The 14,828-nt window shown below is 62.7% G+C and carries 13 protein-coding genes; 5 read left to right on the forward strand and 8 right to left on the reverse strand.

Translation table 11 applies throughout. From position 1 onward, the window contains the following. Nucleotides 1-57: 57 nt before the first annotated feature. The 3 genes from AC56PL_RS01865 (at nt 58) to AC56PL_RS01875 (ending at nt 2,215) form a co-directional block, all read left to right on the forward strand. Complete coding sequence (locus AC56PL_RS01865; RefSeq protein ID WP_497152852.1) at nt 58-846, forward strand: ABC transporter permease; 789 nt, start codon at nt 58-60, stop codon at nt 844-846. 117 nt (nt 847-963) lie between these two features. Next, nucleotides 964-1,119, forward strand: a complete 156-nt coding sequence (locus AC56PL_RS01870) for a hypothetical protein (protein ID WP_495514731.1) — start codon at nt 964-966, stop codon at nt 1,117-1,119. Between the two features lie 127 nt (nt 1,120-1,246). Beyond that, nucleotides 1,247-2,215, forward strand: a complete 969-nt coding sequence (locus AC56PL_RS01875) for a diguanylate cyclase domain-containing protein (protein ID WP_495514732.1) — start codon at nt 1,247-1,249, stop codon at nt 2,213-2,215. A 33-nt stretch (nt 2,216-2,248) separates the two neighbouring features. On the opposite strand, the gene AC56PL_RS01880 is transcribed toward AC56PL_RS01875, so the two are convergent. The 7 genes from AC56PL_RS01880 to AC56PL_RS01910 are packed head-to-tail and all read right to left on the reverse strand — an operon-like array spanning nt 2,249 to nt 10,378. Next, nucleotides 2,249-3,775, reverse strand: coding sequence for a hypothetical protein (locus AC56PL_RS01880; RefSeq protein ID WP_497152853.1), 1,527 nt, complete (start codon nt 3,773-3,775; stop codon nt 2,249-2,251). Nucleotides 3,776-3,783: 8 nt separating this feature from the next. Continuing rightward, a complete protein-coding gene (locus tag AC56PL_RS01885) occupies nt 3,784-5,157 on the reverse strand; it encodes a sugar transferase (protein WP_497152854.1) in 1,374 nt (457 codons plus the stop codon). Beyond that, nucleotides 5,154-6,257, reverse strand: a complete 1,104-nt coding sequence (locus AC56PL_RS01890; RefSeq protein ID WP_497152855.1) for a glycosyltransferase — start codon at nt 6,255-6,257, stop codon at nt 5,154-5,156. The genes AC56PL_RS01885 and AC56PL_RS01890 overlap by 4 nt, the downstream gene beginning before the upstream one ends. 51 nt (nt 6,258-6,308) lie before the next feature. Continuing rightward, nucleotides 6,309-7,391, reverse strand: a complete 1,083-nt coding sequence (locus tag AC56PL_RS01895) for a glycosyltransferase (RefSeq protein WP_497152856.1) — start codon at nt 7,389-7,391, stop codon at nt 6,309-6,311. A 19-nt stretch (nt 7,392-7,410) separates the two neighbouring features. After that, on the reverse strand, nt 7,411-8,184 hold the full coding sequence (rfbF, locus tag AC56PL_RS01900; protein ID WP_495514737.1) for a glucose-1-phosphate cytidylyltransferase: 774 nt from the start codon (nt 8,182-8,184) through the stop codon (nt 7,411-7,413). Then, nucleotides 8,181-9,365, reverse strand: a complete 1,185-nt coding sequence (locus tag AC56PL_RS01905) for a DegT/DnrJ/EryC1/StrS family aminotransferase (RefSeq protein ID WP_497152857.1) — start codon at nt 9,363-9,365, stop codon at nt 8,181-8,183. The genes rfbF and AC56PL_RS01905 overlap by 4 nt, the downstream gene beginning before the upstream one ends. Further along, the gene (locus AC56PL_RS01910) at nt 9,362-10,378 is read right to left on the reverse strand and encodes an NAD-dependent epimerase/dehydratase family protein (RefSeq protein ID WP_497152858.1); all 1,017 of its coding nucleotides are present in this window, start codon (nt 10,376-10,378) and stop codon (nt 9,362-9,364) included. Before AC56PL_RS01910 ends, AC56PL_RS01905 begins: the two co-directional genes overlap by 4 nt. Before the next feature lie 234 nt (nt 10,379-10,612). Between AC56PL_RS01910 and AC56PL_RS01915 the strand changes: the two genes are divergently transcribed. After that, nucleotides 10,613-11,761, forward strand: coding sequence for a hypothetical protein (locus AC56PL_RS01915; protein WP_497152859.1), 1,149 nt, complete (start codon nt 10,613-10,615; stop codon nt 11,759-11,761). Continuing rightward, nucleotides 11,758-13,206, forward strand: coding sequence for a tyrosine-protein kinase domain-containing protein (locus AC56PL_RS01920; protein WP_497152860.1), 1,449 nt, complete (start codon nt 11,758-11,760; stop codon nt 13,204-13,206). The genes AC56PL_RS01915 and AC56PL_RS01920 overlap by 4 nt, the downstream gene beginning before the upstream one ends. Here the strand turns inward: AC56PL_RS01920 and AC56PL_RS01925 are convergent. Beyond that, the gene (locus tag AC56PL_RS01925) at nt 13,203-14,828 is read right to left on the reverse strand and encodes a NosD domain-containing protein (protein WP_497152861.1); all 1,626 of its coding nucleotides are present in this window, start codon (nt 14,826-14,828) and stop codon (nt 13,203-13,205) included. The genes AC56PL_RS01920 and AC56PL_RS01925 overlap by 4 nt on opposite strands.

Below are 14,828 nucleotides of genomic sequence, written 5' to 3' on the forward strand. Positions count from 1 at the left end.
CCTTTCTTTCAATCCCAGCCTGTCTCCCAATCCCTGGTGGGTCCACGACCACGGAACGTGGGGACCTTCCTGATCGACTGTGAGGTCGTCGCGGTCCGGAACATCCGGACCATCCTGCGGAACTGGCAGATGATCCTCGGCGTCGTGCTGCAGCCGTTGATGTTCGTGCTGCTGTTCTCCTACGTGCTCGGTGAGGCGCTCGGCGGTGACCGCTACCGGGAGTTCCTGATCGGCGGGATCATGACGCAGACCGTCGCCTTCAACGCGGGGTTCACGGCGCTGGGACTGGCGACCGACCTGAAGACCGGCATGATCGATCGTTACCGGGCGCTGCCGATGTCACGCCTGGCCGTTGTCGTCGGACGGACCATCTCTGATGTGTCGGTCAACATCGTGGGGCTGGTGGTGATGTCGGTCGCGGGTCTGGTGATCGGCTGGCGGATCGACACCAGTCTGTGGGAGGCCCTCGCCGGGTATGCCATCGCACTGTTCTTCGGCTTTGCGCTCTCGTGGGTCGGCGCGGTCGTGGGCTTGGTTGCCGGATCGATGGAGGCCGCGCAGAGTTTGCTGCTGACGGTTCTGTTCCCGTTGACGTTCGTCTCGTCGGCCTTCGTTCCCGCGTCCACGCTGCCGGCACCGCTACGTGAGATCGCCAACTGGAACCCGGTCACCTCGGTGGCGCAGAGCCTGCGTGAATGCTTCGGTAATCCGGTGACGGTGAACCCTCTGTTACCCAACCCCGTGACGTGGGCGTCGGAGAACCCGCAGGCCTACTCGCTGATCTCCATCTGCGTGCTTCTCCTGATCGCGGTACCACTCGCGTCGATGGCGTTGAAGCGGCTCTGATCGGCGCACTGGCGTCGATCGGCGCACTGGCGTCGCAGACTCGCCGAACGTGGCCCGGGCATGCCTGAATTACCCGTATAGAGGGTTTTCTCAGCTTCGCTTGGCAGAATGGTTGCCATGATCGTGTTCTGGGTCACTCTAGCGGTGATCGCCTGGCTTGTCGTGTCGATTGTGGTAGCGATCGCTGTTGGTCGCGCAGTGCGCCTGCGCGACCTCGCCGAAGATTCCGGTGGCCGCTATGGTGACGGCGAATCGCAGCCAAGAGCCTCCTGATTGTCCACAGAACACGGGAAATTTCGTGCCAATCCCCCATGCATACCGCAATTGCTGCGCGAACATCGGAGAATTGTGTGATCGTAAGGATCATACTTGCGGGGATGGGACAGTCAGGGGAAGCAGGATGCGGTTGATCGAAACGGGGGCCGGAGTGCGGCAGGACTGGTCGGGTTGGGATGCCCGGTCATTGGCGACGGTGATGGACTCCCTTGTCGGTGGCCTGGTTGTGGTGACCCCCGAGGGCAAGGTCGAGGCCGCCAACGAGGCTGCAGACCGCATCTTGGAGCTTTCCGACAGGCGCTCGAAACTCGAGTTCAACGAGTCCGGTTCCGTGACATTCCGCGGCGACTGCGGCGCGCGACTGGTCGCCGGTGAGTTCCCGAACCAACGTGCAATCGCCACCGGGGGGCCCGTCTCGGGGATCACCCTGGGCCTCGACCGCATCGACGGCAAGCGCGTCTGGCTCGACTGCAGTGCCACCCTGCTGCACCCCGAGGATCCGGAGTCACTGGTGATCGTCTCGTTCAACGACGTCACGGAATTGCGGACCATGCGCGAGCGTCTGGCGATCGACGGGGAACGCGACGCGCTGACCGGGCTACCCAACCTGAAGTACGTGATCCGGTACATCAACGAACTGCTGGGGACCGTCCGCTCACTGGATCGTCCGAAGGTCGATGTGGTCATGGTGATCAACTTCGACAAGCTCCGGCAACTGAACGATTCCCTGGGGCATCTCGGCGGCGACAGAGCTCTTGCGATGACGGCCGGGCGCTTGCGCGACGAGTTGCCCGAACCGCATCTGATCGGGCGGGTGGTCGGGGCCGAGTTCATCGCGGTCCTGCGTGATGTCGACGAAGAAGACGTCGAAGATGTCTCGGACTTCGTCCACGTCCTGCTGACCGAGCCGTCAGAGATCGACGGCACACAGGTTCGGCTCCGCGCGAGTGTGGGAATGGCACGTATCCGCCCGGGTGATCGGCGCTGCGCCGAGGACATCATCAGCGCGGCTGACACCGCGATGTATCACGCCCGGACCAAGGGCGGCGGTCACACAGTCGACTTCGACGCCCTGACCCCCGCTGATCAGTGACCAGTGCCCCTGCGGATCAGGGACAGCGCGTGATCACCGAACGCGTCTGATCGACGACCCCGATTCGTAGCGGAGCCCGTCGGCACGCAGTTCTGCTTCGGCCAGTCGTCGTCGGAGGTCGGCGTTCTGCTCGCGCAGTGCCCTGAGTTCCGTTGTTGTGCCGCTGCTCATCTCGATATCGCCGTACTGGCGCCGGGTGTGGAACAAAGATGCCACCGACATGTCGAGTTCGATCGTGATCGCCTCCGCGGCCATCTCGTCGACGGTCTTGCCTCTCGCCACGCGCCTGCCATCGCGGCGTTGCTTGCCGGTCCCGGGAATCCGCATGGGGCTACGGGGCATCTTGTGTGATCGATAGCGCCACACCATGCTCCACGTCTCACCGACGTAGATCGTGAGTGCGATACCGGAGATGACCGTCAGTGCGATCAGCATCGCGTCTCCGTGCAGGAAGATGATCGACGGCACCATCGTCGCCGCGCGGAAGATGTCCCACATCATCCGGAAGCGCGTGCGCCCGAGGAACGGGAGGATGCGGTCGATCGGGATGATCACGATGTTGAGGCAGTTGTACACGGCGGTCGCGGCGAAGAAGGCCCACAAATCGCCCGACGTGCCCGAATCGGGAAGTATGCCGGTGATCAGCACCGCGACAACACTTGCCACGAGGCATCCGAGGCCGAGTGCGGATCCGAACAACAAGCCGTTGCGGGTCCCGGATCGGACCGTCGTCCGTGACTGCTCACGAATCCCTCTGGCGACCGTGGTGTCGATGGCCGGCGTCAGGATCTGCCCGGCAATCGTCTGAAAGCCGTTGGTGACGCGGGTGGCCAACGCCCAAGCGGGTGCAAAGCTGCCCAGTGTCCCGGCGGCGAGAGCACCGGACTGCATCGACAGTCCGTTGAAGAACTGTCCGGTGATCAGGGCGCCGCCGCTGCGGATGTCATGGCCGATCGAGCCCGGGCCGTAGGGTATCCGGGTGAACGCCATGCGCCGGATCTTTGGGCGCAGCAGAGCAATTGCGGCCGCCAGCCCGTACGCTACCGCGATGCAGACGATGAAACTGAACTCGTTGCCGGAGGCCAGACACAGCAGTACGTTCCCGGTCAGCAGAATGCAGGCATAGGTGAAGCGCATGACCATGAACTCGGGGTAACAGTCCGCTGCCACCAGGACTGCCTGCGCGATGAGATACGACGCCTGGGCCACCAAAACGATGGCCACACAGGTAATGACGGTGCCGGTGGAATTGTTGACCGAATAGACGATCACTCCGGTCAGCAGCGTTGCGAGGGCGAGCACCCCGGTGCAGAGCAGCGCCGAACGTACGAGACTCTGGGATCGACGTTCACCGAGATTCGCAGTGGGCAAGCGGTAACCGATGGCGAGTGTGGAAACTCCGGCCGTGATCGTCGAGAACGCGACCACGACAAGGATGAACACCAAGACGTCGTCGAGGCCGAAGAATGCCGGAAGAACGCCGGACACCAACGTCATTCCTTGCGCCAGAAAACCCACCCCTACGGAGCGGAGATTCTTGATGCGCGAGAAGATCTGCATTCTGACTGCTACGAACCCGTCCGATTCAAGACAGAACGAACGGTCAGGATGATGATCTTGATGTCCAGCCAGACCGACCAGTTCTCGATGTAGAAGTTGTCGTAGAGAGCCCGGTCGTTGATGTTGGTGTCGCCGCGGAGCCCGTTGATCGCAGCCCACCCGGTGAGTCCGACGGTGACCCGGTGCCTGTCGGTGTACGAGTACACCGAATCGCTGAACTGTGCGACGAAGTGTGGGCGCTCGGGGCGGGGGCCGACCAGCGACATGTTCCCCTGGACCACATTCCACAACTGGGGCAACTCATCGAGAGACGTCTGTCGCAGAAAGCGGCCCAATCTACCCATGCGTTCGTGCTGGCAGGGCGTCCAGTCGGTATCCGAGGTATGGGTCGAGACCGGTCGCATCGACCGGAACTTCAAGAGGGTGAACGTCTTTCCATGCCTGCCGACACGTTCCTGGCGGAAGATGACAGGGGCCGACCTGTCGGAGAGGTATACGCCGCAGGCGGTCGCGGCGAGGATCGGTGACAGGAAGATGAGTGCGGGCACCGTCAGGCACAGGTCGAGCACACGCTTGCAGTACCAGTAGAACGCCCGCTGGGCGTTGCGCCGTACCCTGATGACCGGGATCGTGTGGATCCGGTCCATACCCGAGGTCAGATGCAGGAACTCGAAAAGCCTTGGAACGATGTAGATCTCGCAGTCCATCTCGCCGCATGCCCGAAGGTCTGCGACGAGTGAGGAATCGGGCCGATTTCGGAACGACACGATGATCGTGCCGATCTGCTCGCGTTTGACCAGCTCCGTGAGCGGGACATCCGAGATGACCGGGATCTGGAACCGGTCGGTGTCGTACATGGGGTCGTCGTCGACGACCACCACCGGTTCGAGGCCGAGTTGTGGCCGACTGATCGTACTTTCCACGAGTGTCGCGGCGACCATCCCTCCGCCGACGATGGCGGTGCGGCTTCGTGCACTCGTTCGACTGCGCCGATGCCTGCGACGCATCCAGTAGTAGACGAGCCGGATGGAAAACAAGACGACCGTCAGCGATCCGGCGGTGAGCAAGGCCCATAGCGTTGTGGACTCGTGATCGAAGATGACCAGGCCGGTCAGGACCGCGATGGACACCGTGACGGTCAGTCTCGGGAAATTGTCGAGCGCAGAGAGCGTGATCGCACGGGTGTATCCGCCGGTGAACTCGAGGAAGAGAGTGACGATGAGTGCGGCGACGAATGCGATCTCGAACGAACTCGACCACAGCGTCATGAAGGCGGTGATCGCAACAAGGTCCAACATGACCAGCGTGGTGTCGGTACGCCGAAGGGTTCTCGAACCGAGTCGCACCATGGAGGTGCTCGCCGAGATGTCGGTGGTGCTCATCGTCCCTCGACTTTCTGCCCGGAGACGAGTGATTGTGCCAGCTCTGCCACCGCCCGTGATGATTGCCGATGGTCGAAGGACCGCTCGATCCGTGCCCGTCCGGCCAGGCCTTCGGATCTGGACAGGTCGGGATTGTCGAAACGCTTGCGGATCTCGGCCCCGAGGCCGTTGATGTCACCGATCGGGAGGACGGTACCGGCCCCACCCACGGACTGTTTCATTCCGCCGCAGTCAAAGGCGACAACGGCGGTGCCGGTCGCCATCGCCTCCATGGGAACCAGCGCCATGCCCTCTACCCGGGACGGGACCACCACAACGTCGGCGACCGACATGTACGCAGTCGGGTTGTCGCGGTTGCCCATCCATCGCACCGACGGATGCTTGCCATGGGTGCTCTCTCGTAGTTGTTGTGCCAGGGGGCCGTCGCCGACCATCACCAGTGTGGCGGTCGGGTGGGTCGGGACCACATCCTGCCAGGCCTCCAACAGCATGTCCTGACCCTTCTGCCGGGCCAGACGACCTACGCAGACCGCCAGTGGGCCGCCGGACAGCTCCAGAGTCGCGCGAAGGGACTCGACATCCGAAGCCGGCCGAACCACCTCGGTGTCCACACCATTGGCGATGACCGTATAGTTGCCGTCGATTCCCGCCGATATGCCGATGCGGTATTCGTCGTCGCTGACACAGAGCAGGCGATGTGCCCACCGTGCGCCGAATCGCTCCCAGCTGCGCGCCAGCCGGGTGACGGGAGAGTCCACGGCCTGGAACGACCACAGGTGTGGCTGGAAGATCGTCGGCAATTCACCTCGTAGAGCGAGTCTGCCTGCCAGTCCTGCCTTGGAACTGTGCAGGTGGACCACATCGGGTTCAACGGCGCGGAAAACCCCGTGCAGGCGCCGGGTCTCGGCGACAATCGACGGCCCGGGGGAACGGGTCGCAGGCCAGGGATGAACGGGCACCCCCAGCTCGGCGGCGCGCTCGGGGAGCGGGCCGACAGGTGGGCAGGCCAACATCGGCGACCAGCCGCGGGACATCTGGTCGGCCAGCAGGGCCGAGACGACCGCTGCAACGCCGGCATCCACCGGCTGTGAAACATGCATGATCTTCATTGGCGTTGTCCTGCCGATGGATTGGGGTGGGCCGGAGGAGGACTACTCGCGGACAAGACGGCGTAGCAGCGCATCGTAGCTCTCCATCATCAGGCCGGGGTTGTATCTGCTCCGGATGGTCTTCATTCCGAGATCGGCTTCGAGCGCGCGGGCCGATTCGTTGTGCAACAGTTCTCGAAAAGCATCGGCGATCGCGTCGACATCCTGGGCGGAGACGAGCCGCCCGCCACCGGTACCCAGGATCTCGCGGAGTCCGTCGACGTCGGTGGCCACCACCGGACGCCCGGCCGACAGCGACTCCAGGATGGAGATCGGCAATCCCTCCCAGTCGCTGGTCAGCACCGAGATATCGCATGCTGCAAGGAGCTTGGGGACATCCGACCGCACGCCACTGCCGAAGAAGCGCACTCGATCGCCCAGTCCCAGACGCTGGGCCTGGGATTCGAGCTCCGGCCGCAGTGACCCATCCGAGGCAAGTATCAGCAACTCTTCGCCGGACAGTTCGGCCCAGGCGTCGAGGAGAACGTCGTGCCGCTTCTGCGGTTCCATCCTCGCCAGGCACAGCGCGACCGGTCTGCCCGCCGGGATGCCGAGTTCTGTGCGGCAGACGTCCCGGTCGGGACGGGGCATGTCGGTGATGGCGTTGCGGATCACGCTGAGCGGCAACCTTCGTCGGCCGGCAACCGACTGAAGCCTGGTGGCGATCGCTTCGGACACGGTGACGATGTGGTCTGCGGTCGCCGCCAGGATCCGGGCCGAACGGTGGTAGTCGTCGTCGGCGACGCCATGAAAGATCGAGAGCACCGGAACCCGGCGCTGCGCCAGCCGGGTCAGTGCGCTGGCCGACACGTTGTGGGCGATGATCGCGTCTGGTTGATAGTCCGAAATTGCCTTGGCGGCATGGCTTCTCGCCTTCGCCAGGCCGCCGAGCGAGCGCCGGGGAGGCTCGACGAAGAACTGCGGCACGCCTGTTTCGGCCAGCAGATCGGCACGTTGGCCACCACCGGAGGCCACCGCGGATTCCCATCCCACCTGATCGCCGCCGCCGACCAACTCGGCGACTACGGATTCGGCTCCGCCAACACCCATCTCGCTGATCACGTGCAGCACCCGAATCGAACCCATCACAGTGCCCCGGTGTTCATCACGGCCAGATCTTCCAGGGAGCGTTGCCCGAATCCCACATCTGATTGAGGTTGATCTTGTCCCACATGGTGTCCATGCCGAGCCAGAAGCCATCGTGCCGGTACGACGACAACTGACCGTCGGCGGACAGGCGTTCCATCGGTTTGCGTTCGAAGATCGTCGGGTCTCCGTCCTCGATGTAGTCGAGGATCTCCGGTTCGGCCACGAAGAACCCACCGTTGACCCAGCCGCTGCTGCCAAGGGGCTTCTCGCTGAATGTGGTTGCGCCATAATCTCCGATCTCCAGGGTTCCGTAGCGGCCGGGAGGCTGCACGGCGGTGACCGTGGCGATCGTGTTGTTGTTCTTGTGGAAATCGACGACCTTGCGGACATCGAGATCGGCAACCCCGTCGCCGTATGTGAAAGAGAAGGTCTCGTCGCCGATGTGTTCTCTGGCCCGCAGCAACCTGCCGCCGGTCTGGGTGTCCAGGCCGGTGTCGAGGAGGGTGACCTTCCACGGCTCCGCCTTCGACTGCAGCGTGGTGATCGTGTCGGTCGCCAGGTCGATGGTCACATCAGAGGTGTGCAAGAAGTAGTTCGCGAAGTACTCCTTGATCATGTAGCCCTTGTAGCCGAGGAGTACGACGAACTCGGTGATATCCGCTGCGCCATAGATTTTCATGATGTGCCACAAGATCGGTTGGCCGGCGATCTCGACCATGGGCTTGGGGCGGGTCTGCGATTCCTCGCTGATGCGGGTCCCGCGACCACCCGCAAAGATGACAGCCTTCATCGGTTGTCCTTTTCTGTGTGTAGAAAACTCCGCAGTAACTCCACGACCCGGTCGACGTGCTGTTCTTCCAGCATCAGAGCCGAGGGCAGGTTGATCGAGCGTTGTGCGATGTCGTAGGCCACCGGGTTGGTGGCGCGTGCTGCGGCGACCTGGTCCGAATAGTTCGAAAACGCCTGCAACGAGCTGAGCGGCGGGAAGAAGGGGCGCGTATCGACACCGTTGTCGTCGAAGTACGCCATCATCTGCCGGGTCGAGGTGCCAAACGCTTTGTCCACAACGATGTTTGTCATCCAGTAGGTGTTGACGCTGCCTGCGCTCTGCGCGTTGAGTTGCACGCCGTCGAGGTCGGCCAGTCTTTCGCGATACCAACCGAACATCTGGCGCTTCTTCGCAACCAGTTCTTCGACGCGCTGCAGCTGGGCTCGGCCGAAAGCTGCTTGCAGGCTGCTCATCTGGTACTTGAACCCCGGGATATCGGAAACCAGCTGTGCGTGCGCACCCGGCCGTCGTCCCAGATTGCGGAGCTGGGCCATCTTCTCGAACAGGTCGGTGCGGTCGGTGACCACGATGCCGCCCTCGCCCGAGGTCAGTGTCTTGGTTCCGTGGAAACTGAACACACCCAGGTCGCCGAGCATCCCGGCCGCAGTGCCGTGATGCTTCGCACCGATGGCCTGTGCGGCGTCTTCGATGACAGGTATGTCGCCCGCGAGCTCGCGGATCGCCGACATGTCCGGGACGTCCCCGTACAGGTCGACGGTGACGATGGCCTTGGTCCGCGGGCTCAGGCGCTGACGCAACGAATCGGCTGACATGCACCAGGTGTCGGGGTCGATGTCGGCAAATACCGGGGTTGCGCCCGTGTAGGTGATCGGGGCCGCGGTTGCCACAAAAGTGGTCTCGGGAACGATCACCTCGTCGCCGGGGCCGAGGTCGAGTGCAGCCATCGCCAGGTGCAGTGCCGAGGTCGCATGTGGGACGGCCAGCGCGTGGCGGGCACCGAGGTGGGCCGCGAACTCCGTTTCGAACAAACCGACGGACTGGCCGGCGTTTTCGTACCAGTCGTGCAGTGCCGCGTCCGCGACGAACTTGGCCTCCAACTCGGTGACCCACGGACCGGCGACCGGGATACGTTCGGAGAAGTCGTGCAATGCCTTACCCACTCCATGGTCGGTGGTACTCATATCGTCACAACGCTGCGCAGGTCGATGTCCAAGGTGCCGGCATCGAGCAATTGTTTGATGGTCCGAAGCCGGAAGTACTTGGGACCGTTGAAGAGTTCTTCTGTCATCGCACCCGAATAGGCGTTGTACAACTCTTCGATGCCGCGCGGCACCGTCCATTGTGGGGCGTATCCGGGCAGGTTACGTTCGATTTTCGAGAAGTCGACCTTGTAGTCACGAATATCCGGTGCGGCGCCCTCGCCGAGACTCACGACGCAATCGGGGACCGTCCGGGCAACAAGATTTGCGATATCCCTGACCTGGTAGTTTTCGCCGACGCGGCCGACGTTGAAGGCCTCGTTGTGGATTGCCTCGCGTGGTGCGTCGAGGACACAGGCGAACGCAAGGGCGATATCGAGTACATGGACCAGCGGGCGGTGTGGTGTGCCGTCACTTTCCATCACGACCCTGCCACTGGTCACTGCGTGAGCGACCAGGTTGTTGACGACGATGTCGCACCGCAGGCGTCGGGAGAGACCGTAGGCCGTTGCGTTGCGCAGATAGACCGGGGAGAAGTTGTCGTCGGCGAGTTCCGTCAACGCCTGCTCAACCCGGATCTTGGATTCGCCGTAGGGCGTGACGGGGTTGAACTCAGCGTTCTCATCGACCTCGCTGTCACCGCCCTTGCCATAGAGGCTGCAGGAAGAAGAGAAAAGAAATCTTGACACTCCGGCGGCTTTCGCGGCCTTAGCTAAATGCACGGAAGAATCTAAATTGATCGTGTAGGTCAGAATTGGATTGAGGTCTGACAATGGGTCATTAGATAGCGCCGCTAAATGAATTACCGCGTCGAATCCCTCGAGATCAGCCGGAGTAACGTCCCGCAGGTCCTTTGCCACCATGGGCATAATGTCCGGTGCCCCAAGGAAATTCCCAGTTCCGAAGTAGTTGTTGTCCAGCCCGAAGACCTCGTGGCCGCGCTGGATGAGCATTGATGACATCTCGGTTCCGAGGTATCCCAAATGGCCGGTCATCAGTAGTTTCATTATCACTTCAATCGCCGCCGGAAGATTCCGGAGTGACCATACTACGTAATTGATCTATTGAAGAATGAGGACAATCACAATGCGCAGGAAGGGCACAACTGAGCTATTGTCTTAAAAGAAGCGCCGCAACTCGGCGCGCGCCCGTTTCGATCGTGCCCGGGGGGAGCGCGAGATCAACCCCCTGGTGCGCAGATGCCAAGAGTAGGATCCGTCCACGAAATCATGGTTATGACAACCGGTCTGGCCGGTATCGGCTTCAGATACCAGCGGTACCGCCATGTCTTGATGGCATTGGCAACCGCTTACGCCTTTGTGTTCGGCGTGTTCGTTGTCCTGCACCGGACGGTCATCCTCCCGCCCAAGTTCTCCTACGACGGCGACGTGATCGCGCAGTTGGCCACGGGCCGGATCGTCATCAGAGAAGATGCCTCGTACACGAATACCGCTCGGGTGTACGACTTCCTGGGGCTGGGTTCGCATGCGACCGCGGCCTCCCTGTTGGGGCTCGCGGCGGCAACGGCCGTGGTGCTGGTGTGTCTGGTGCGCTCCAGGGGATATCCCGGCGGACTTCCGGAAGCCGTTCTGGCCGGACTGATCATTGTCTTGGCAGCGGTGTACATCGGGTACTACTCCAAAGAGTTGACCGTTCTACCGTTCACGGCCCTGGTGCTCCTGGTGCCGACCAGCGTCGTCTTCGACGGGGTTCTCGTTGCCGCGATGCTGGTCTATGCGCAGGTCTTCAGGCAGTACTGGGCCATCATCGCGGTGGTGTACGTGGCGTTGCGGATCGTGAATTGGCGTCGGATACGCGTGATCTCGAGTGTTGCAGTGGGAGTCGCGTCGCTGGTCGCGCTGGCGGTGGCGTTTGCCGTACTTCTCGGGCTGCCCGTCGATCACTATCGCGAGATGGTCAACAGCACTCGTGGCGTGGGGCCCGATTCGATGACGGCCATCGGCTCATTCACCGATATCGCCGATCCACTCGGTGGCATCATCAACGCGATCGCGAGTTTCGCGTTCCTGTTCCTGCCCGTTCCGATGGTGCTGCTCGGCGGTGCCTACTATGCGGGACTCGCGGTGCTGATCGCCGGCATCTGGACGTACTTCTTCGTGTCGCTGAGTCGAGCCGGAAGGGTATTGCAGGGAGCTTCAACGGATATCAACGTGTTGGTGAGAAGGGCGATGGCATTTGTGCTTGCCTTCGTGACGGTGCAGGCAATATTCGAACCCGACTTCGGTTCAGCGCTGCGGCATCAGGTTCCGATATTGCCGTTGGTGTTGCTGGTGTGCCTGGTTGCACGAGGCTCGCCCGGGGTCCATGACAACTCGACGATCGAACACCAAGAATCCACCATGGAGCTAAAGACATGACATCCCGAACACCGGATCGACGAGATGCCAACTGGCTGAGGCTATGTGCCAACGCTCTGCGCAACGGTTGGATTCCGATCGTGGCGATCACCGTTGTGGTGGTACTGGCAGGGGTGGGATACACGCTCACGCAAGAATCCGAGTACGAATCCACCGCGACCCTGTACGTCAGTTCGGTGGTGAACCAGAGCGGTGAACGCGAAACGCCCGAAGGCTTGCAGGGGCTCGTTGCCACCTATTCCGAACTGGCCACGTCCACCGAGATCGTGACCGCGGCCTTGCGTGATGCCCAGATCGTCATGCCGGTCGCCGACGCGATCAAGGAGATCACCGCGCTGGCCGTACCGGAAACGACGCTGCTCGAGGTTGCGGTGCGCGACACCGACGCCGGCCGGGCCCAACGGCTCGCCAATGGCGTCGCGGTGTCGCTCGCCGGGTTCATGTCCACCGCAGATAAGCAGGGCAAGTCCGAACCGGCGCAGATGCGGATCGTCACCCCGGCCGAGTCCGGCGAGCAGGTGTCGCCCAATCTGATCGCGAATGTGCTCTGGTCGTTGATCTTTGGGCTCGTGGTGGCAACGGCGATCGCGATCGCCCGGGCCGTACTCGACAATCGCCTGCGCAGCGCTGTGGACGTGGCGATGGTGCCGGGTGCGCCGCCGGTGCTCGCCGAGATCTCGTCGAAGGGCTTGGAGTCGGTCGACGATTTCCCGTACCTGCCGGTGCGGGGCACCGCAGCCGCTCAGTCCTTCGACGTCTTGTCGACCAACGTCGCCTATGCGACAGGGGACAACCCGATCTCCAGCATTCTTGTGACGAGCCCGACGAAATCGCCGGAGCGATCGATGGTCGCATCGAATCTTGCTGCAGCACTGTCGAAGACGGGGCGGTCGGTGGTACTCGTCAGAGCCGATCTGTCTGATGTCGGCGAGGAGGTGTCCGAGCCGGGGGTCAGTTCGGTGCTGGGTGGTTCTCATCCGCTCGATGACAAGATCTTCGGTAAGTTGGTGCCTGGGCCCCTGGTGCTCGGCACCGGCCCGCGCAGTGGTGCCGGACCGGAGTTGTTGAAGTCGCCACGTGCCACCGAGATGTTCGATGACCTCAAGAAGTCGTTCGAACACGTGGTCATCGAGGGCCCGCCGGTCCTGGAAGGTGATATCGCGTCGGTCCTTGCGGTCGGTGTCGAAGGAACCCTCATCGTCTGTGCGGGCGGTCGGACCCGGGTGGGGGAGTTCACCGATGCACTGGACCAGCTCGCCAAGGTCCGGGCCAAGGTGATCGGCGCTGTCCTGATCCCGGCGGTCGCGCGCGGACATCGAAAACGTAAGAGCGACAGTGGGTTACCGGACCATACTGCTCTCGCGCCACCAGCGGCGTCCGCCGAGCCGGTCGAGGTGGTCGAGCCGACCGAGCCGACTGAGGCGGCCAGAGCCGCTGATGGCTAGGAGATCGAGACACCTTCCGGAACATTGAGGGTTTCGGTCGTGACGTCGACGAACTCGTTGGCGTCCAATGAGCCCGTCGATCCGGAACGGTCGAACAGATTGATCCCGTGAGTGCATTCGGAGATCCGGTTGCCACGGTGCACGATGTGTCCGGCAGTGCCGTTCGTGTCGAGGATGCCGTCGGCAAACCCCGAGATGCTGTTCTGATCGGTGCTGGTGTCGGCAGGCTCGTTGTTGCTGTTCTCGAACTGGATGCCGGCATGGGAACGATCTCCGTTGCGGGAGAGCGTGTTCTGGCGTGCCGCCGGGCCGGTGGTATGCCAGAACCTGATCCCGTCGGTCTGAAAATCGGTCAATGTGTTGCGTTCGAATCGGCATGACACCCCATGGGTGACGCTGCCTCCGACGGTGGTGACACCCTCTGTTGTCGAGATGCCCGTGTTGTCGGTGGCATGACAATTGCGTGGCTGGTCGTCGATGTTGTCGACGCCGAACATGGCGATATACGAATCGGCGTGACCGGACACGGTGATCGAGTTGCGTTCCACTGCAGTCATCGTGGTCGAGCCGTACAACATCACCGCCGCCCGGTGAGGCGCGTAGGACTCGCCTTGCCGGTCGGAGTCGGCGCGGGTGAACTCAATTGTGTTGTCGGCGACGGTGACCTCGCTGCTGCGGATCACCGCCACACCCCACCAGGTGCTGTCGGAGACCGTGTTGTTGATGATCGTGGCCTGTGTGATGTCCTCGACGACGATGCCCCGGCGGAACTGACCCCGAACGGTGTTGTTCGCGACCGTGTAAATCGAGTTCGGCATCGGTCCAGACTCTTGCTCCCGGTCTTTCAATGCCTCGCAGTGGATTCCGATCCGTGCGTCGGATCCGGCCCGGCAGTCGACCTCGTTGCCGATGATGGTCGCGGCGGCACCCCAGGTGACGATCCCGTCACCCCGGTCCTCGCCCAGCGTCGACTCCAGATCGTCCGGGCCGTCGCCGGCACCGAGGACATCTTTGATGCGGTTGTTCAGGATTCGGGTGTAGTACCACTCGCCGTACGGGTCGACGCCGATCCCGCTCTGGAACGACTCGATGAAGCACTCGGAGACCTCGACGTTGTCGGCCTTGATCGTGATGGCAAACGGGTTTTCGCCAGTCTGCGATCGAGCCCCGAGCAGGTCGGGATTTGTCATGCGCAGTCGATGGATCCGGGATCCCGACCCGGTCACGGTGAGTCCCGATGCCTGCGCGATCCCATCGGTGAACTTCAGCTCGCCCGGGCCGGAAAGGTGTTTTCCGCCAGGGAGTTCGAGGCCGGCGGTACATCGGAGCACCGCCCCGTCGGGGATCACGATCTCGCAACCGACCGGAGTGGTGTCGAGTATCGACTGTAGAGCTGCGGTCGCATCGTCCGAACCGGTCAGGTCCGCATCAGCGTCCGAGACCACATACGTCGATGGAACGCTGAGGTCGTCGTCGTCGCTGCTGGTCGGTGTTCCGGCGTCGGTCGGTGAACATGCGGAGATCAGCAGCGCGGCCGCGGCGGGACCTGCGATCAGGAAACGACGCCGGGTCAGGGCGGTCGGGCGGGGGATCGGCACCGGGCCGGTTTCGTTGGCGCTCAT

Source organism: Williamsia sp. Y721 (genome assembly GCF_059683565.1).